At 48.1% G+C, this 17,418-nt stretch carries 16 protein-coding genes; all 16 read left to right on the forward strand.

The features are described from left to right. The first annotated feature begins 24 nt into the window (after window positions 1–24). Complete coding sequence (locus tag UWK_RS02880; protein WP_015402846.1) at window positions 25–1,407, forward strand: cytochrome c3 family protein; 1,383 nt, start codon at window positions 25–27, stop codon at window positions 1,405–1,407. After that, complete coding sequence (locus UWK_RS02885; RefSeq protein WP_015402847.1) at window positions 1,404–1,907, forward strand: tetratricopeptide repeat protein; 504 nt, start codon at window positions 1,404–1,406, stop codon at window positions 1,905–1,907. The genes UWK_RS02880 and UWK_RS02885 overlap by 4 nt, the downstream gene beginning before the upstream one ends. Further along, window positions 1,904–3,037, forward strand: coding sequence for a redoxin domain-containing protein (locus UWK_RS02890; protein ID WP_015402848.1), 1,134 nt, complete (start codon window positions 1,904–1,906; stop codon window positions 3,035–3,037). Before UWK_RS02885 ends, UWK_RS02890 begins: the two co-directional genes overlap by 4 nt. Further along, window positions 3,034–4,023, forward strand: coding sequence for a cytochrome c3 family protein (locus tag UWK_RS18105; protein ID WP_015402849.1), 990 nt, complete (start codon window positions 3,034–3,036; stop codon window positions 4,021–4,023). The genes UWK_RS02890 and UWK_RS18105 overlap by 4 nt, the downstream gene beginning before the upstream one ends. A gap of 139 nt (window positions 4,024–4,162) precedes the next feature. After that, complete coding sequence (locus UWK_RS02900; protein WP_015402850.1) at window positions 4,163–4,642, forward strand: Hsp20/alpha crystallin family protein; 480 nt, start codon at window positions 4,163–4,165, stop codon at window positions 4,640–4,642. A gap of 279 nt (window positions 4,643–4,921) precedes the next feature. Further along, a complete protein-coding gene (gene gshB / locus UWK_RS02905) occupies window positions 4,922–5,956 on the forward strand; it encodes a glutathione synthase (protein WP_015402851.1) in 1,035 nt (344 codons plus the stop codon). Then, window positions 5,940–7,931, forward strand: coding sequence for a flavohemoglobin expression-modulating QEGLA motif protein (locus tag UWK_RS02910; RefSeq protein WP_015402852.1), 1,992 nt, complete (start codon window positions 5,940–5,942; stop codon window positions 7,929–7,931). The genes gshB and UWK_RS02910 overlap by 17 nt, the downstream gene beginning before the upstream one ends. 13 nt (window positions 7,932–7,944) lie before the next feature. Further along, entirely contained in the window at window positions 7,945–8,802 is an 858-nt protein-coding gene (gene speB / locus UWK_RS02915) for an agmatinase (protein WP_015402853.1), read from the forward strand. Window positions 8,803–9,061: 259 nt separating this feature from the next. Beyond that, window positions 9,062–9,244, forward strand: a complete 183-nt coding sequence (locus tag UWK_RS02925) for a hypothetical protein (RefSeq protein WP_015402854.1) — start codon at window positions 9,062–9,064, stop codon at window positions 9,242–9,244. A 42-nt stretch (window positions 9,245–9,286) separates the two neighbouring features. Next, complete coding sequence (speA, locus tag UWK_RS02930) at window positions 9,287–11,206, forward strand: biosynthetic arginine decarboxylase (protein WP_015402855.1); 1,920 nt, start codon at window positions 9,287–9,289, stop codon at window positions 11,204–11,206. A gap of 19 nt (window positions 11,207–11,225) precedes the next feature. Then, on the forward strand, window positions 11,226–12,404 hold the full coding sequence (locus UWK_RS02935) for a saccharopine dehydrogenase family protein (RefSeq protein WP_015402856.1): 1,179 nt from the start codon (window positions 11,226–11,228) through the stop codon (window positions 12,402–12,404). After that, entirely contained in the window at window positions 12,383–13,540 is a 1,158-nt protein-coding gene (gene nspC, locus UWK_RS02940; RefSeq protein WP_015402857.1) for a carboxynorspermidine decarboxylase, read from the forward strand. The genes UWK_RS02935 and nspC overlap by 22 nt, the downstream gene beginning before the upstream one ends. 68 nt (window positions 13,541–13,608) lie before the next feature. Beyond that, window positions 13,609–14,763 carry a citrate/2-methylcitrate synthase gene (locus UWK_RS02945; protein ID WP_015402858.1) on the forward strand — a complete coding sequence of 385 codons (1,155 nt, stop codon included), beginning with the start codon at window positions 13,609–13,611 and terminating at the stop codon, window positions 14,761–14,763. A gap of 97 nt (window positions 14,764–14,860) precedes the next feature. Further along, the gene (locus tag UWK_RS02950; protein ID WP_015402859.1) at window positions 14,861–16,336 is read left to right on the forward strand and encodes a RimK family protein; all 1,476 of its coding nucleotides are present in this window, start codon (window positions 14,861–14,863) and stop codon (window positions 16,334–16,336) included. Window positions 16,337–16,342: 6 nt separating this feature from the next. Then, window positions 16,343–16,807: a GNAT family N-acetyltransferase gene (locus UWK_RS02955; protein WP_015402860.1), complete on the forward strand. Its 465-nt coding sequence runs from the start codon at window positions 16,343–16,345 to the stop codon at window positions 16,805–16,807. Then, window positions 16,804–17,400: an SET domain-containing protein gene (locus UWK_RS02960; protein WP_015402861.1), complete on the forward strand. Its 597-nt coding sequence runs from the start codon at window positions 16,804–16,806 to the stop codon at window positions 17,398–17,400. Before UWK_RS02955 ends, UWK_RS02960 begins: the two co-directional genes overlap by 4 nt. The last annotated feature ends 18 nt before the right edge of the window (window positions 17,401–17,418 follow it).

The following is a 17,418-nucleotide window of genomic DNA, read 5'->3' on the forward strand; positions in this document are numbered from 1 at the left end:
ACCCCTGGGAAGAGGAGAAACAGTATGAACAGCAGTAAAAAAACAAAAAGATATCAATCATCAACATGGATTAAACTTTGTCCAATAGTCTTTATTGCAGGCATGTTTGTGCTGGAAGCCTGCGCTGCGAAGGATACGGCCGCCAATGTCAACATAAAGGCCGGCCAATCCTGTTCCACATCAGACTGCCACCCAAAAATGGGAAAAGATGCCTATGTGCATGGACCTGTGGCAACCGGCGACTGCTCCTTCTGTCACAAACAGGAAAACAAGGACAAACATATCTTTCAACCAATAAAAAATGTTGAAGCCCTCTGTTATGAATGCCACGACAAGCTCGACATGGGTTCTGTGGTTCATCAGCCTGTGGCAGACGGCAACTGCACCGGTTGTCACAGCCCACATCAGTCCGCCAACCAGTTCCAGCTCAAGGGGGACGGACCAGGACTCTGTTACGAATGCCATGACAAGAGTATTGGTGGCGGAAAATTTGTCCACGGTCCTGTTGCTGCAGACGGATGTGTTGTCTGTCATGCCCCCCATTCGTCAGATTCACCCAAAATGCTGATGGCAGAGGGAAACGATATCTGTTTTTCATGCCATTCTGACAAACAGGATGAATTTGCCGGAAAGGAATTTGTTCACGGCCCCGTCTCTGACGGCTGTATTGAGTGCCACAGCCCGCACAGCAGCGACTTTCAATTCAGCCTGTCAGGTGAAAGCACTCAGGGGGTTTGTTTTACCTGCCATGAGGATAAGAAGGATGAAATTGCCCAGGTAACTGTAAAGCACGGGGGCCTTGAAACAGACCGCGGCTGTATGGCCTGTCACAATCCACACGTTTCATCTTTTCCCCAACAGCTTGACATGGCTCCAATGGATCTTTGTCTCTCCTGCCACGACAAAGAGTATAAACATGCAGACGGTGTCTCGGTTGCTAACATGAAAATCCTGCTTGATAATAACAGCAACCACCACGGTCCCATTGCGGATAAGGATTGTTCAGGTTGTCATAACACCCATGGATCGAAAGATTTCCGTATCCTGAGAGGCTATTACCCAAAAAAGTTTTATGCTTCCTATAATCCGGACAACTTTAAACTCTGTTTTATGTGTCATAATGACACTCTGGTCAAGGATGCCAAGACAACAACCCTGACAGGCTTCCGAAACGGTGACCAGAACCTCCATTATGTCCATGTCAATAAAACCCCAAAGGGTCGTACCTGCCGTGCCTGTCATGATGCCCATGCGACAAAAAATCCGAAGCACATAACGGACACCGTCCCCTTTGGAGCCTACCAGATGCCCGTTGGATTCACTAAAAGCAACAAGGGCGGCACCTGTCTTCCAGGTTGCCATCAGGAATTCACATACGATAGAGACAACAAGGTGAAAAACAGATGAATACAAAATCGGTTTTCCTCGTTCTCATGGTTTTCATATCGACAACAGGCTTACTGCAGGCCTCTTCTGCAACAGGAAAAGAAGCGCTGTGCGAAAAAACCGCCTCATCTCTTGCACGTGAGGGAAAACTTGATGAAGGGATTAATGAAATCAGACACTGTATAGAAAAAGGAAGCTCTGGAGCCAAGAGTCATGTTGTCCTTGGCTACCTTCTTCTTGAAAAAGGTGAGCCCCAGCAAGCAATGGCATCTTTTGAAAAAGCGTTGCAACTCCGTCCACGCTCCAGTGACGCTAAGACCGGAAAGGGAATAATCCTGGCACAACAGGGGGATCTAAAAGGGGCTGAAGCAATCCTTCAGGATGCCTTAAAATTAAACCCGGATCCGGCCCGCACATACTATGAGCTTGGTATTCTCTACCAACAGCTTGGTGATACACAACAGGCTGTTGACTTTTTTAAGCAGGGAATTGCATCCTACGAAGAGGAAAAAGGCAAATGACAAGAAAACCCCACACACGATTCTTTCCCAGGAAGAAAAATCTTCTGATTATTCTTTTTGCAACATTTGCCCTGCTCCAGAGTTCCATTTCTGTGCCTGCCCTCAAAACACTGGGAGTGGGGACAGAGGCACCTGACTTTGAGCTGGTGGATCTCAACGGTAAAAAACAGAATTTCTCGTCAATCAGGGGGGACAAACAGACCATTCTCCTCTTTTGGGCCTCCTGGAGCAGGCAGTCGGAAAAAGCTCTTAAGGAGATGGAAAAGCTTCATATAAAGTATAAGGACATGGGACTATCGGTTGTCGGTATCAATGTTGAAAGACAAACCATAGATGCCAAAGCCATGACTGACATTCAGGGGATACATGATCGTCTCCAGATCACGTTTCCCATCCTGATCGACCGTGGGCTTGTCTCTTTTCATGACTATGGAGTTATTGCAGTACCCACTACGGTCATCCTGGACAAGGACAGGCAAATAGCCTTTGAGCTTTCGGGTTTTCCTCTGGTTGGAGCACGGGATATGATCCACTTTGTTGCAGCGTCCATTGAAGGCAAAGAGGCAACCGTTGTGCTTGCTGAAAAAACAGGATACCAGCCTGACAAAAAGGCTGTTCGATCCTGGAACATGGGAGTAAAAGCCCTGAATTCAAAACGCACCTACAAATCCGCTGAAATGTGGTTTAAAAAAGCGATTCAGGCAGATCCTAAATTCATCCAGCCATATCTCAGTCTGGGTATCTTTTACCAGGAACAGGGCAAGCCGCCACAGGCAAGAGAACAATTTCAACGGGTTCTCCAGGAACAGCCAGACAACGTGAAAGCCCTGAGTCAAATGGGTCTCTCACTTCTGGAGGAAGGTTCCCTCGCATCCGCACGGGAAATGCTGGAAAAAGCGATCAAAGCAGACGAGGCACACACACCAAGCTTCTACTATCTGGGCTACCTCACCGGCAGGGAAGGTGACCTGAAAAAAGCGGCTGAACTGTTTACTAATGCTGAAGAAATCAATCCAATGGATTACCGGATAAATGTGTATCGGGGCATGATGTTTGAGGAGCAGAACAATCTGAGTGAGGCGGCAAGGAGTTACAAAAATGCTCTCAAACAGCTGTTAAATTTACAATGAAACTCCTACGTCACACTCCATATATTGTGCTGGCTGTGCTGGTCTTCTGTACCATTGACGGCAGAGCTGGCACAGGATTTTCGGTACAGTTTCCTCCACCCAACAGCTATATTGAAAATGAACATCTCAGTATCATCCTGGAGCCTGGAAACCGGGGGGTAGATCAGATACGGATTGTATCAGGGAAAAAGGCGCCCCTCAACATTCCCGTACGATCTGGCAGCACCAAGGTCTGTTTCGGAGTTTCTCTTGACAAAGGGATGAACACCATACAGATCACCGGGCTGAAACAGGGAAAGATCGTTGCGCAGACAGATCGTACTGTTTTCTTTCGCTCCGATCTTTTTCCCAGATTCAGAGTTCCCCCAGCTGAATTCAAACGATATTATTTTCATTTTATCAACAACGAAAAGAGCTGCGCCAGCTGCCATGACATGGAACCAACCCTCAGCAGTCTCCGCCCTGAATCCCCAAAACAATCGCCCTGCTACACATGCCATTCGACAAAAAGTAGCGATGCATTTACCCACAATCCGGCCGCACAATGGACCTGTTTTGCCTGTCATGAGGTACTCCGAGGGGAACGAAAATACACCTCTCCAAAACCGGATCAGAAGGTGTGTTATCCATGCCACAATTATGAAGTGAGGGACTGGAAAAAAAAGAAACTGATGCACGGGCCAACGGCTGTTGGTCATTGTACTCTCTGCCACAATCCACATGGCTCAAAGTGGCCGGCACTGCTACGGATGCAGACCACTGACCTCTGTGTAAACTGTCACGAAGATAAGGCCTCGGGTGCCCACGTCATCGCAGGATTTTACGGCAAGGGACACCCGGTCAGGGGAGTCAAGGATCCCTTTAATCCAAAGCGGGAATTCACCTGTGCCGGCTGCCACAATCCACATGCCGGAGATTCACAAAGTCTCCTGAATCACGACAACAGCAATATGACTACGTATTGTACTCTCTGCCACAAAATGTAGATACCTCCCCTCCGACCACCAGTGGATGACGACAATGGCACATGGTTTGCATTTAATGGTGTTACAAGATATCCTTATTGTGTGTTGCCGACAATAACTTCGGTCAACATTTATTAACTCTCAGCATGGAGGATACATCATGGCAAAGAAAAATGAACTGGCAAAGAAAGAAGAAAAGCGACCCGTTTCTTTTTTTGATGAGATGACTAAGCTCTTCGAAAGGTTTCCCAGTCATCCCTTTTCAATGATGACTCACCCAACCATGTGGTCTGGCGGTCCTTTTTCCAAAATGGCTGACATCTCTCCCTCTGTTGATATTTTCGAGGAAGATGACACCATTGTGGTAAAAGCAGATATTCCTGGCATCAGCAAAGAGGATCTCAATGTTTCCATTAACGATAGCATTCTGACCCTCTCCGGTGAGAAAAAGCAGGAGGAGAAAATTGAAAAGAAAAATTACCATCGGGTAGAGCGCTCATACGGCTCCTTCTCCCGTAGTTTTCAGCTTCCTGGTGCTGTGAACAGCGATCAGGTTAAAGCCTCTTTTAAAAAGGGAGTTCTGGAAATACGAATCCCCAAGACTGGTGATAACAAGAGAAAAAAAATAAGCATCACATAACTCAATATGATATAACCCCATTCTGCAAAGCTCTATTCTTGTTTCTCTGCTCCTGGTTTGATCCGGAAATAATATAATCTTTTTCGCAGTCGACCAGGAGCAGAGACCACGAATCATTCCCAGAATCATCCAAACAACAGACAATTATTCAACAGCTAATATTTTATGGTGCAGTAAGGTTGTTAAAAATGTATGAAGTTCTGCCTCAAAGGCTTTACCTTACAGAATGTACAGGAATACCAAAACAACTCTATCGGCAGGGCAAAGGATCACATCATTATGAAAATTTGTTTTATTATGTATCCATGGGAACGGGTAACCCCAGAAACAGATACCACGCTCAGACTGATTCATGAGTGCGTCAACAGAGGATATCTGGTCGCCATCACGACACCAAATAAGCTGACCATCCGGGAAAGCATTACCAGTGCTTTCTGCAATGTGGCAGTAAAAGGTAAAACCTCACAAAATATCCCCTCGTTTTACCGAAATGTGGAGTTTAAAAAACTTCTGCTCCCCCTGGCCGGTTTCGATGCGATCTTTATGCGTGCCAACCCACCGCTGGACACCCTGGCTCTGAACTTTCTTGACTCTGTACGTGATCACACATTTATCATAAACGATATCGACGGATTGAGAATCGCCAACAATAAAGTCTACACAGCCTCTTTTCAGGAGGAGGCCCAGGAATATATTCCCAGAACCTTTGTTTCAAAAAATCGAGATTACCTTATACGGATACTGAACGAATCGGAAGACGAACGGATGATCATGAAGCCACTGGACGGTTACGGTGGCCGCGGTGTAATCATTCTCGAGAAATCAGCAAAACGCAATGTCTCCTCCCTCCTTGATTTCTATATCGGGGAAGGAGCGGACACCAACTATGTGATCCTCCAGGAATATGCCCATGGAGCTGAAGACGGTGACGTGAGGATAATGATGCTCAATGGAGAACCCATAGGAGCAATGCGCCGTATACCGGCCCAGGATGACATCCGTTCAAACGTACATGCAGGAGGGAGTGTTGTCAAACACACGCTCAGCAACAGGGAAAGGCTGCTGTGCAAGGCGGTGGGGCCGAAACTGGTTCGTGACGGTCTTTATTTTGCTGGTCTTGATGTCATTGGTGAAAAACTGATCGAGGTGAATGTACTCAGTCCCGGCGGTGTAGCCAGGATTAACAAACTCAACCGAACAAAACTTCAACAGAAGGTAATCGACTTTGTGGAGCGTGTTGTCGCAACCAAAGAGATCTCTATCAGTCGCAAACATTCATTTCGCAAGAGTATTGAAGATGCAGACCTTGTCTGAAAAAGAGATCATTCGCAACATACGGCGTCAGGAACCCTTCGCAGCAGTTATTACCAGCGGAGCCTTCAGTATCAGGGTTGATCGTTATACCCCTGCAGTCTGTACCGCCATTCATGCAGGACATGCAGTGCAGGAGGAGCTTCACGACAAACTGCTCCTGAGTGAAACCGAAAGACGCTATGAGGAAGATCCTTTTACCGGTGACATGCTGGCTTCTCTACCCATCGTCATGGAGGCGCTTGACTCACGTTACCAGTATGATCTGAACAGATTGCCAGAGGAAGCCATCTATGATGAAGCCTGGGGTAAAAAGGTCTGGAAAGAGCCCCTCACAGAAAAGGAGAAACAGGCAAGCATTGCCAGGCATGACAGTTACTACAGGGTGCTTCATAGCCTTTTGACTGTTCTGGAAAAACTGTTTGCCCGCTGCATCATCTATGACCTGCACTCCTACAACCACAAACGCCTGACAGCTGCTACCCCGCTCTTCAACATAGGCACCCATTTCATAAATATGGATGAGTACCAACCGGTTGTGAATCATTTAAAGGGATTGCTCCTGAAAACAGAATTTCCAAATATCGAAAACCGGCTGGCCCTCGATGATGTTTTTTTGGGAAAGGGCTATCAGGCGGCCTTTATCCATGAGCAGCACAACAAGAGCCTCTGTATTCCCCTTGAAATCAAAAAAGTCTATATGGATGAGACCACGGGAGAGTCATACCCGCTTATCCTTGAAGCAGTTACTGAAACCCTGAAGCAGGCATTCAGCTACAATGCAGCCTATTTCAGCAGAAAATTTACCGGAAAAAAAATCCAGCGTGCCCTCTTCTTTGCCGAGGAAAGCAGCCGTGTAGTAAAAAAAGTTGATACGGCTCTCTATCGGGTGGCCAAGGGGATTGATACACTGCGTTACATTAATCCTGTAAATCTTAGCCAGGAACGGAAACGTTTTTTTGCTAAACAGTGTAGTTACACTCCACAATTTCGCTATCGACAACTGAAAATTGACCCCTTTGCTTTTCGCAAGAAGCTTTACGCCATTGGTGTGGATACTATTCAGGATGTCAGCATCCGCCAGCTCTATAGGAGCACTATCGACATGCTGGCCCAGAAAGTTGATCTTCTGACCACCATTGGAACAGACAGTTTCCTCTATAACTCTCTGCGGTTTCACGGAGAACCATCCGAGGCAGATATAGAACTGGCCCGTTTTCTTATTGCCGCCCCCCCTATCGAAAAAGAAAAAAATCCTAAACTGCTGAGCGCCAGAGAATGTGCAAATGTATTTAAGCGAGCTGAAAACGATTACGGCTTTAGCTTTCAGGTGGAACTGAGTAGTCGCATCGTGGCCAGAGCGATGGTTTCCAGTGGCCGCCGTAAAGTTATGATCAATCGCAACGCCCAGTTCACAGAAGTTGAGATTCAGGCGCTTATTCACCATGAATTAGGGGTACATATGGTGACCACCAGCAACGCCAGGCAACAGTATTTGAAAATCTTCAGGATGGGCCTGCCAGGGAACACCGAGACACAGGAGGGTCTGGCACTCCTCAGCGAATATCTGTCAGGCAACCTGACTCTTGCCCGTTTACAATCACTGGCCCACCGGGTAATGGCGGTGCACATGATGGTCAAAAACTATGATTTCCCAAGAACTTTTAAGGCCCTCAGCGATGACTACGGTCTCTCCCGGGAGGATGCCTTTAATCTGACGGTACGGGTATATCGTGGAGGGGGATTTACCAAGGATTATCTCTACCTCACAGGTCTGCGTAAGGCTCTGCAGCTCTATCGCTCCGGAACGGACCTACAACCCATGTTTGTGGGGAAGACTTCCATTGCCTTCCTCGACACCTTAAAAGAAATGCTTGGCCGGGATGTGGTATCCAACCCCCTGCATCTCCCCAGGGCCTGGCAGATGAAAGTACAGAGCAGTCCGATTCTGGACTATCTGCTAAGTTCTTTTGGATAAGGAGATGATGTATATGAAATTTGCGGATATGCCCGATCAATATAGAGACTATGCTTCCTCAAAGGTGGTGATTCTGCCCATACCCTACGATGGTACTTCAACCTGGATGAAGGGTGCTGATCGCGGGCCGCAGGCCATATTGGATGCCTCCTTTCATCTGGAACTATACGATATAGAAACTGGAACGGAGGTATACCGTCATGGTATCTGTACTCTGGATCCAGTTTCCTGTCCAAAGGATCCAGGAGAAATGGTTGCAGAACTTCGGCAGCATGCCCTGCCCCTCTTCCGCGACAACAAACTTGTGGTGGGGCTTGGCGGAGAGCATTCCATCACTGTCGGCCTGCTCCAGGCGGCACAGGCCCGCTATCCGAATTTGAGTGTCCTCCAGCTTGATGCCCATACGGATCTGCGTGACAGTTATATGGGAAGCCCCTATAACCATGCCTGCGTTATGGCTAGAGCCAATGAAATCTGCCCGGTTGTACAGGTGGGAATCCGCAGCATGGATATTGAGGAGATGGACAGTATCGAGCCAGACCGCCTGGTGCTTGCCCATGACCTGCATCGACACGGCATCAATGCTGCAACCAATGCTCTGGATCAGCTCACTGACACAGTTTATCTCACCATTGACCTTGATGTCCTTGATCCTTCCTGTATGCCATCCACCGGAACTCCGGAGCCAGGAGGAATTGACTGGTACATGCTGAACCAGATTATCCAGTACGTGGCCAGTGAAAAGAAAATAGTAGGCATGGATGTCGTAGAACTATTACCTCGCAAACATAATCAGGCCCCAGATTTCCTTGCTGCCAAACTTATTTACCGCTCTCTGAGTATGATCCTCACTGATTCTCTGAACCCATAGGCCAAAAACTGGCAGAACCTCGAAAAACAAGAACATCCAGTTCCGTTTTTTTTAGTATTACAGAACTGAGAGTTCCTTTTTTTTTGAGTTGCCCCGTGTTATCCTGCCATAAAACAACCCTGCCAAAGTAATTTTCTGCAAAAACTCCCAAAAGCAGGTAAACATGATTAAGGATAAACAATGGCATGCTGTTTGCTATGCGCAGAACGTACGGGAAAGGGGGGAAATCAACCGGTACTTTCAATTTTAAGGTAACAGGATGGGTAAAAAAAGATGTATGAGCTGTGGCGGTGATATTCGAATTTATTACGATCATGAGATTGGCGATGAAGTATTCTGCGAAGAATGTGAACGGGAATACAGAATCTGTTCTTTACGCCCGGTTCATCTGGAACCTCTGGAAACAGGCAACGACTATCATTTTGAAGAAGATGATTATTAACAGATATCAGCTCCCTGGAACAGAAGGGACTCGGAACATTTAATGCGTAACACACAACACCAACCGTCTCAACAGAGAAGCTGTACTCCCTATAATGTCGAATCCTGGGGCAACGGCTATTTTACTGCCAACGAGAAAGGGCACCTCTGCGTCCTTCCTGAAAAAAAGGAAATCGGTCCCAGAATCGACTTTATGGAGGTCATCAAAGAGATACAGGAACAGGGAATTCCTTTTCCCACCGTTATACGCTTCCATGACATCCTTCGGGCTCAGGTTCAGCTCCTCAATATCACCTTTGCTAATACAATTACAGAGCATGGTTACCAGGGAAGATTTTATGGAGTGTATCCCATAAAGGTCAATCAGATGCGGGAGGTTGTTGAGGAAATCATTGATGCGGGCGGTCCCTTTGACCACGGTCTGGAGGCTGGATCAAAATCAGAGCTCCTGGCCTGTCTCGCCTATAATGACAACAGTAATTCTCTCACCATCTTAAACGGCTACAAGGACGAGGATTATATCCGACTCGCCCTGCTCGGCCGCAAGCTTGGACGAAAGATCATCATTGTTGTTGAAAGTTTTTCTGAGTTTGAGATGATTATTCGCCTTTCCAAGGAGATGCAGGCTGACCCGCTCATTGGGATCCGAACCAAGCTTTCAGTCAAAGGACGGGGACGCTGGGCCGGATCCAGCGGTGACCGTGCCAAATTCGGTCTCACCTGCAGCGAAATCGTTGAAGGAGTAGAGCTTCTGCAGCGAAACGGCATGACCAACTGTCTCAAACTCCTCCACTTTCATGTGGGCAGCCAGATCCCCGATATTCGCATCGTAAAAGAGGCAGTCACCGAGGCAGGACGCATCTATGCCAACCTTGCCCAGAGTGGGATCATAATCGACTATTTTGATGTGGGTGGCGGACTCGGTATTGATTATGATGGCAGCAAATCAACGGGCGACTCTTCACGAAACTATACCCTGGCAGAATACTCTGCAGATATTGTCAGCGGCCTGCAGCAGATCTGTGACGAGATGAATGTTCCCCACCCCCATATTGTCAGTGAAAGTGGCCGGTATATCACAGCCCATCACTCCTGTGTTGTCACCAATGTGATTAACACCATCCATCAGGCCAGCAATCCGTGCAAAACAACCGTTAAAGAAGATGAACATGTCCTTCTTGGTAATATGCGGGAATCAGCAGAGCACCTCAAGCTTGAGAACTGTCAGGAAATTTTCAATGACATTCAACAGATTAAAGAGGATACCATTGCCGCCTTCCGCCTCGGAGTCATCTGCCTGGTGGAACGGGCCAAAATAGAAACTCTCTACTGGCTGATTATTAACCGCATTGACACTATGCTTGCTGATCTCGATTTCATCCCCGAGGAAATGCAGCAGATAAAAGAACTCAAGGCCAGTCAGTACCTCTGCAACTTCTCCGTGTTCCAGTCTGCGGCTGACACCTGGGCCATCAGCCAGATCCTGCCCATTATGCCGCTGCTTCGCCTCGATGAAGAACCCAGTGAACGCTGCTCCCTTGCCGACATCACCTGTGATTCAGATGGAAAAATTACCCGCTTTATTGCCAAAGACGGGTATGATCAGAGTCTGCTCCTTCATACCCTGCAGCCAGACGAGGATTACTTTATCGGTCTTTTTCTCACCGGGGCCTATCAGGATGTTATGGGTGATATGCATAACCTCTTTGGCCGCCTTAACGAGGTACATATCTACTGCGACGACGACGATCCCAACGACTTTTACATTGAAGAGGTGATCAGAGGAACATCGTCCCAGCAGGTTCTTGCCACCATGCAGTACAGCCCTGAAATCATGGCCAGATCTATCAAGACACAGATAGATCTGCAGATTAAACAGGGAACAGTGCTTCCACGGGAAGGTGTTGGCCTGATTGATTTTTACGAAAGCTGTCTCCAGGGTTACACATACCTGAATATTTAATAATTAAAGGATATTACTTATGTCACGAGTACTTATTATCGGGGCCGGCGGAGTCGGTTCGGTTGTTGTCCACAAATGCTGCCAGGTGCCTGAGATATTCTCTGAAATCATGCTGGCTTCCCGTACCAGAGAAAAGTGCGACGCCATCGCGGCCCAGCTGCCCATAGCCATCCAGACCGCCAGGGTAGATGCGGATCAGGTAGAAGAGCTGGTAGCCCTGATGCAGAGCTTCAAACCGGATTTATGTATAAATGTTGCTCTCCCCTACCAGGATCTTACCATCATGGATGCCTGCCTGGAGTGTGGTGTCAATTACCTTGATACGGCCAACTACGAACCACGCGATGAAGCAAAATTCGAATATCACTGGCAGTGGGCCTACCAGGAGCGTTTCAAGGAGGCTGGACTCATGGCTCTGCTTGGTTCCGGATTTGATCCCGGTGTCACCAATGTATTTACCGCCTGGGCCCTGAAAACCCAGTTTGATGAAATCCGGGAACTTGACATCATTGACTGTAATGCCGGAGATCATGGCCAGCCCTTCGCTACCAATTTTAATCCCGAGATCAATATCCGTGAGGTCACAGCCCCGGCCCGGCACTGGGAAGATGAGCAATGGGTGGAAACTCCTGCCCTGTCAACGAGCAAAGATTTTGACTTTCCCGAAGGGATCGGTCCGCGGAAGATCTACCTAATGTACCACGAAGAACTGGAGTCCCTGACCAGACATATTCCCGGTCTGGAAAAAGCACGTTTCTGGATGACCTTTTCCGACAACTACCTCCGTCATCTTGAAGTGCTTCAGAACATTGGAATGACCAGTATAGAACCCGTGGAATACAATGGACAGCAGATCATCCCTCTGCAATTTCTGAAAGCACTCCTGCCCGATCCCGGCTCTCTTGGCCCCCTCACCCATGGACGCACCTGCATAGGCTGTCTGATCAAAGGAATAAAGGATGGACGGGAAAAGGAGTACTATGTCTACAACATCTGCGACCATCAGCAGTGCTATGAAGAGGTTGGAGCACAGGCTGTTTCCTATACCACCGGCGTCCCGGCCATGATTGGGGCCATGCTTATGCTCAGCGGAGTCTGGAGCGGACACGGGGTTTTTAACATGGAACAACTCGACCCTGCACCTTTTATGGAGAAGTTGAACCTGCATGGTCTGCCATGGAAAGAAGTTATCTCCTGAATTTCGACCCGGAGCAGGTGAATACCCCCTGCTTTGTGGTCGATGAATCGGCACTCCTTCGCAATCTCAAAATCCTGGATGAGGTGCAGCAGCAAACAGAGTGCCGGATCCTCCTGGCTCTTAAGGGATTTGCCATGCCCGGCGTTTTCCCTCTTGTTCGTAAATATCTGCACGGGGTCTGTGCCAGTTCTCCCCACGAAGCAAGACTTGGAAGAGAGGATTTTCAGCGGGAAGTACACAGTCACGGTCCTGCCTTCAGCGACAGGGATCTGACCGAGCATCTGCTCTACTGTGATCATCTGGTCTTTAACAGCTTTCAGCAGTGGCACCGTTTCCAGAAACAGGTCAGGGAATGTCCGAGAGATATCTCCTGCGGTCTGCGGGTTAACCCCGCTCACTCCGAAACTGCGGTCGCCCTGTATGATCCCTGCCGCCCTGGCTCCCGCCTCGGTATTTTGCGGGAACAGTTTAGTGGAAAGGATCTTACTGGAATCAGTGGTCTCCACCTCCACACTCTCTGTGAAAAGGGAGCAGACGCACTGGCTCGAACGGCAGAGGTCTTTGAAGAGCAATTCGGGGAATTTTTACCTCGCATGCAGTGGCTCAATCTGGGAGGCGGTCATCTTATCACGGCTCCTGGCTATGACACTGGTCTCCTTTGTGAAGTCATCAACCATTTCCGCTCCCGCCATGATCTGACCATTTATCTGGAACCAGGTGAGGCCATAGCCATCAACACCGGAGCACTTATCACTACTGTCCTTGATATAATTGACAATGATGGTCCCATAGCTATCCTTGACACCTCGGTCTCCTGTCATATGCCAGATGTCCTGGAAATGCCCTACCGGCCTGATATCAGGGGGGCCTCCCTGCCCGATACTCTGGCCCACAACTACCGTTTGGGAGGAGTCTCCTGTCTGGCTGGAGATATGCTTGGAGATTACTCCTTTGCTGCCCCATTGCAGGTTGGTGACCGCCTTATCATCGAAGACATGAGCCACTACACCATGGTCAAGACCAACACCTTTAACGGAGTTCGCCTGCCGGATATCGCACTGTACAGGCCAGAAAGGAAGGCAGTAGAGACCCTCCGCAGCTTTACTTATGAAGACTACCGGAATCGTCTTGGGTAAAATTTAAGAAAGCAGAAACCGTATTTTGACAGAATAGCAGCAACCGTCTCATTGAGGATAACACACAAATGAAAAAAACATGCTCACCCCCAGAGTCAAAACCCACCGACGCAGGACTTGCCGACACGGTCGCCTGCGATTCAGATATCTGTTTTATTGATGGAAAGGAAGGACGACTTGTCTACCGTGGATATGACGCCCTGGAGCTTGCAGAGAAGAGCAGCTTTGAAGAGGTTGCCTATCTACTCTGGTATGGTTGCCTGCCAAGAGAGACTGAATTTAATGCCTTTCTCGACGGCCTTCGTGCTTCCATGGCATTACCCACGGAAACCGTCATGATCCTGCGAATGTTTCCCAAAACAGCGACCCCCATGGAGGTCATCCGCACAGCAGTATCTTCCCTCGGCCACTGGGATCCGGACAGCGGCAATACGGGACTGTCCGCTTCTCTTCGCAAGGCACAGCGTCTCACCCTCCGTATCCCTCTGCTTATTGCTGCCCATCAACGGCTGCGGGAAGGACTGGAGCCAATCCAGCCCATACCGGGGCATGGTATCGCCTACAATTTCCTCTATACTCTACAGGGGAAAGCTCCGGATCCACTGGTAGAACAAGCCTTTGATACTGCCCTTATTCTTCACGCCGACCACGAACTGAACGCATCAACCTTTGCCGCCCGGGTGACAGCGGCAACACTCTCGGACATCTACTCATCGGTAACCTCCGCCATCGGTGCCCTCAAAGGACCGCTCCATGGTGGTGCCAATATGGAGGTAATGCAGCTTATTGAAGAAATCGGCAGACCTGAACTGGCTGAAAAAATCATCCTTGAAAAACTTGCAAACAAGATCAAGATTCCTGGATTTGGTCACAGGGTATACCGTTGCGAAGATCCACGAGTGAACATGATCAGAGAGCTGGTACGCAGCCTGAGCAGTGCCATGGGCGATAGCAACAACTTTGCCATAACACAGGAAATAGAAAGGGTAGTCCTTGAACAGACCAAAGTGTTCCCCAATGTGGATCTTTACACCGCCTCACTTTACAGTGCCATGGGCCTGCCTCCTGAACTCTTCACTCCGATTTTCGCCATCAGCAGAACCGTTGGCTGGACATCACACATCATGGAACAGTGGGGAAACAACCGCCTTATTCGACCACGGGCAGAATACATCGGCCCCACGGATCTTCACTACGTAAGTATAGAAGAACGCTCCAGATAGCAAAAGCAGATCCCGTACATCCTTTCCTCCATGGAGACATTCGTTTCCATGGGGGCGATATCAGGCTCTCTCATAAGAACAGCAACACGCGAAGCCCATGAACTCTGTACTTATAATAATTGATTCTCTGGATCTGTGGGAGCCCTACTATCACAGCGACAGTGTTATTACAGCCATTCAGTATCTGCAACGTGAAGAATTAAGTCAGGATCCTCATCTGGTAATCAATCTCTGTTCAGATCTCTCCTATAACTCTGAGGGCTATTACTGTTCCTTGCTGGCTCAGGCAAGAGACCATAAAGTCATCCCGAAAGTTGAAACTTTGAACAAGTTCGACAACAGCATCACCATGAAGCTCGATAGTGCAATGAGCCGCCTTCTCAGATTTGACAAGTCTGCTCTTTTTGAAAAAGAGTGTGACTGTAGTCATCATCTGGATCTGTTTTTTGGGAAGTGTGAAGATCCAAAGTACGAACGTCTTGGTCGTTTCTTCTTTGATCTATATCCCTGTCCACTTATGCGGGTAAGCTTCAGTGGACCGCAACGAGCGGAGATCTGTAATATTCGTTTGCTGTCACTCACCGAACTTGATGACCGTCAGCAGGATCTTTTTGCAGGCAGTCTGGATTTATTCAACAAAAAGGTATGGCGGCAGCCACGCAGTAAAAAACCGGCCCGCTATGATCTGGCAATCTTTTATGACCCGGAAGAACTCCTTCCACCAAGTAACAAAAGTGCCCTCAAGCTCTTTTTAAATGAAGCCAGAAAAATGAATGTGAATGCTGAGCTGCTCACCGCAGATGATGCTTCACGCCTAATGGAATTCGACGCACTCTTTATCCGCCAGACAACTGCGGTGAACCACATCACCTATCAACTGGCGCAAAAGGCACAGCAGGCTGACATGGTAGTCATAGATGATCCAGCCTCCATTGTCTGCTGCACCAATAAGGTCTACCTCAAAGAACTTATGGACAGATCTGCCATACCAGCACCCAGATCGATTCTCCTGTTCAGGGAAAAAATTCCATCCTATGAGGAAGTCTCTGAATACCTCGGACGGACGATGGTCATGAAGATTCCGGATGGTTCTTTTTCCATCGGTGTTTCCCTGGTTTCTTCAGATAAGGAATACATCGCCCTGCAGGAAGCACTTTTTCAGCACTCTTCGGTTTTACTTATACAGGAATTTATGCCCACGGAGTTTGACTGGAGAATCGGTGTATTAAATGGCGAGTGTATCTACGCCTGTAAATATTACATGGCCCGCGGCCACTGGCAGATTTATCAGCATAAGGCAAGTGGTCTCACAAAATCCGGCAAAAGTGAGACCGTTCCTGTTCACCAGGTACCATCCCAGGTCACCCGTATTGCCAAAAAAGTGTCCGCAGCCATTGGCAAAGGATTGTACGGGGTTGACATAAAAGATGTCGATGGCCAGGCAGTGGTGATCGAGGTTAACGATAATCCCTCCATTGATCACGGCGTCGAAGACAAGATTCTTGGCAGTGAACTGTACCGGATAATTCTGCGTGAGTTTATTGCCCGTTTGAACAAAAAAAGAAGGGCCTGATACGAGATGACCAGGATTATGGCAGTTACCAAAGAAGATATCCCCGGGCTCTGCCTCCTCGAGGAACAACTTTTTACCTGTGATCGGATATCTCCCAGGCAATTCAGTTATCTGATTTCCAAAGCAAACAGTGTTGTTATCAAGGCAGTCTGTTCCGAAATATTTGCAGGGTACATGGTGCTGCTGAGGCGCAGAAATAGCCGGAGGATGCGGATCTATTCACTCGGGGTCGCCCCATCTGTGAGACGACTGGGTGTTGCAGCTGAGATGCTTGCATTTGCAGAAGATATTGCTGCAAAACATAACTGTAATTGTCTGAGTCTCGAGGTTTCCAAACATAACGATGCCGCCCTGAGATTCTACAAAAATGCTGGTTTTCTCTACTATGGTGAAAAACAGAAGTTTTACGAAGACGGAACCACTGCCCTGCTGTTAAAAAAAAACATACCTGAAAGAGAAACACAACCATGATTCATCCTGACACCGAAGTTCGCTACATAAACGAAGAAAAAGGGAACGGACTCTTTGCCACCAGTTTTATTCCCAGAGGAACTGTCACCTGGGTACTCGATGTCCTCGACAGGGAGATCCCCCCTGAAGACATGGCAGCCTATGACCAGCAAATCCGAGAAGTTCTCCTCACCTATTCATTCCGGAACAGCAAGGGGAACTACATCTTCTGTTGGGATAACGGTCGCTACATAAACCACAGTTTTCATGCAAACTGTTGCCTTACCCCCTATAACTTTGAGATTGCTATAAAGGATATCAATGCCGGGGAAGAATTAACAGATGACTACGGTACTCTTAACATCATCGAACCCTTTACAGTTGATTCGGAAGGCGGCAATCGAAACACTGTCTACCCCGATGATCTTCTGCACTACAGTAAAATATGGGATGCAAAAATTGCCGCGGCTTTTCCAGAACTGTCAGTGGTAAAACAGCCTCTGTGGAAGTTTTTTTCCCCAGAAACCCAAAAGGCCGTTCAACAGGTTCTTGAGGGAACCTCCCCACTGCCTTCCATCAAATCCTGCTATTATGATAAGAGCATTGTGGAATAATTGATGAACTATTATCGT

It is taken from the genome of Desulfocapsa sulfexigens DSM 10523 (assembly GCF_000341395.1).
In the GTDB taxonomy this organism is placed as follows: Bacteria; Desulfobacterota; Desulfobulbia; order Desulfobulbales; family Desulfocapsaceae; genus Desulfocapsa; species Desulfocapsa sulfexigens.

What these genes read in the sequence shown, in the direction of transcription:
- UWK_RS02880 (WP_015402846.1), top strand. Translation starts at nt 25, where the DNA reads ATGAACAGCAGTAAAAAAACAAAAAGATATCAATCATCAACATGGATT.
- UWK_RS02885 (WP_015402847.1), top strand. Translation starts at nt 1,404, where the DNA reads ATGAATACAAAATCGGTTTTCCTCGTTCTCATGGTTTTCATATCGACA.
- UWK_RS02890 (WP_015402848.1), top strand. Translation starts at nt 1,904, where the DNA reads ATGACAAGAAAACCCCACACACGATTCTTTCCCAGGAAGAAAAATCTT.
- UWK_RS18105 (WP_015402849.1), top strand. Translation starts at nt 3,034, where the DNA reads ATGAAACTCCTACGTCACACTCCATATATTGTGCTGGCTGTGCTGGTC.
- UWK_RS02900 (WP_015402850.1), top strand. Translation starts at nt 4,163, where the DNA reads ATGGCAAAGAAAAATGAACTGGCAAAGAAAGAAGAAAAGCGACCCGTT.
- gshB (WP_015402851.1), top strand. Translation starts at nt 4,922, where the DNA reads ATGAAAATTTGTTTTATTATGTATCCATGGGAACGGGTAACCCCAGAA.
- UWK_RS02910 (WP_015402852.1), top strand. Translation starts at nt 5,940, where the DNA reads ATGCAGACCTTGTCTGAAAAAGAGATCATTCGCAACATACGGCGTCAG.
- speB (WP_015402853.1), top strand. Translation starts at nt 7,945, where the DNA reads ATGAAATTTGCGGATATGCCCGATCAATATAGAGACTATGCTTCCTCA.
- UWK_RS02925 (WP_015402854.1), top strand. Translation starts at nt 9,062, where the DNA reads ATGGGTAAAAAAAGATGTATGAGCTGTGGCGGTGATATTCGAATTTAT.
- speA (WP_015402855.1), top strand. Translation starts at nt 9,287, where the DNA reads ATGCGTAACACACAACACCAACCGTCTCAACAGAGAAGCTGTACTCCC.
- UWK_RS02935 (WP_015402856.1), top strand. Translation starts at nt 11,226, where the DNA reads ATGTCACGAGTACTTATTATCGGGGCCGGCGGAGTCGGTTCGGTTGTT.
- nspC (WP_015402857.1), top strand. Translation starts at nt 12,383, where the DNA reads ATGGAAAGAAGTTATCTCCTGAATTTCGACCCGGAGCAGGTGAATACC.
- UWK_RS02945 (WP_015402858.1), top strand. Translation starts at nt 13,609, where the DNA reads ATGAAAAAAACATGCTCACCCCCAGAGTCAAAACCCACCGACGCAGGA.
- UWK_RS02950 (WP_015402859.1), top strand. Translation starts at nt 14,861, where the DNA reads ATGAACTCTGTACTTATAATAATTGATTCTCTGGATCTGTGGGAGCCC.
- UWK_RS02955 (WP_015402860.1), top strand. Translation starts at nt 16,343, where the DNA reads ATGACCAGGATTATGGCAGTTACCAAAGAAGATATCCCCGGGCTCTGC.
- UWK_RS02960 (WP_015402861.1), top strand. Translation starts at nt 16,804, where the DNA reads ATGATTCATCCTGACACCGAAGTTCGCTACATAAACGAAGAAAAAGGG.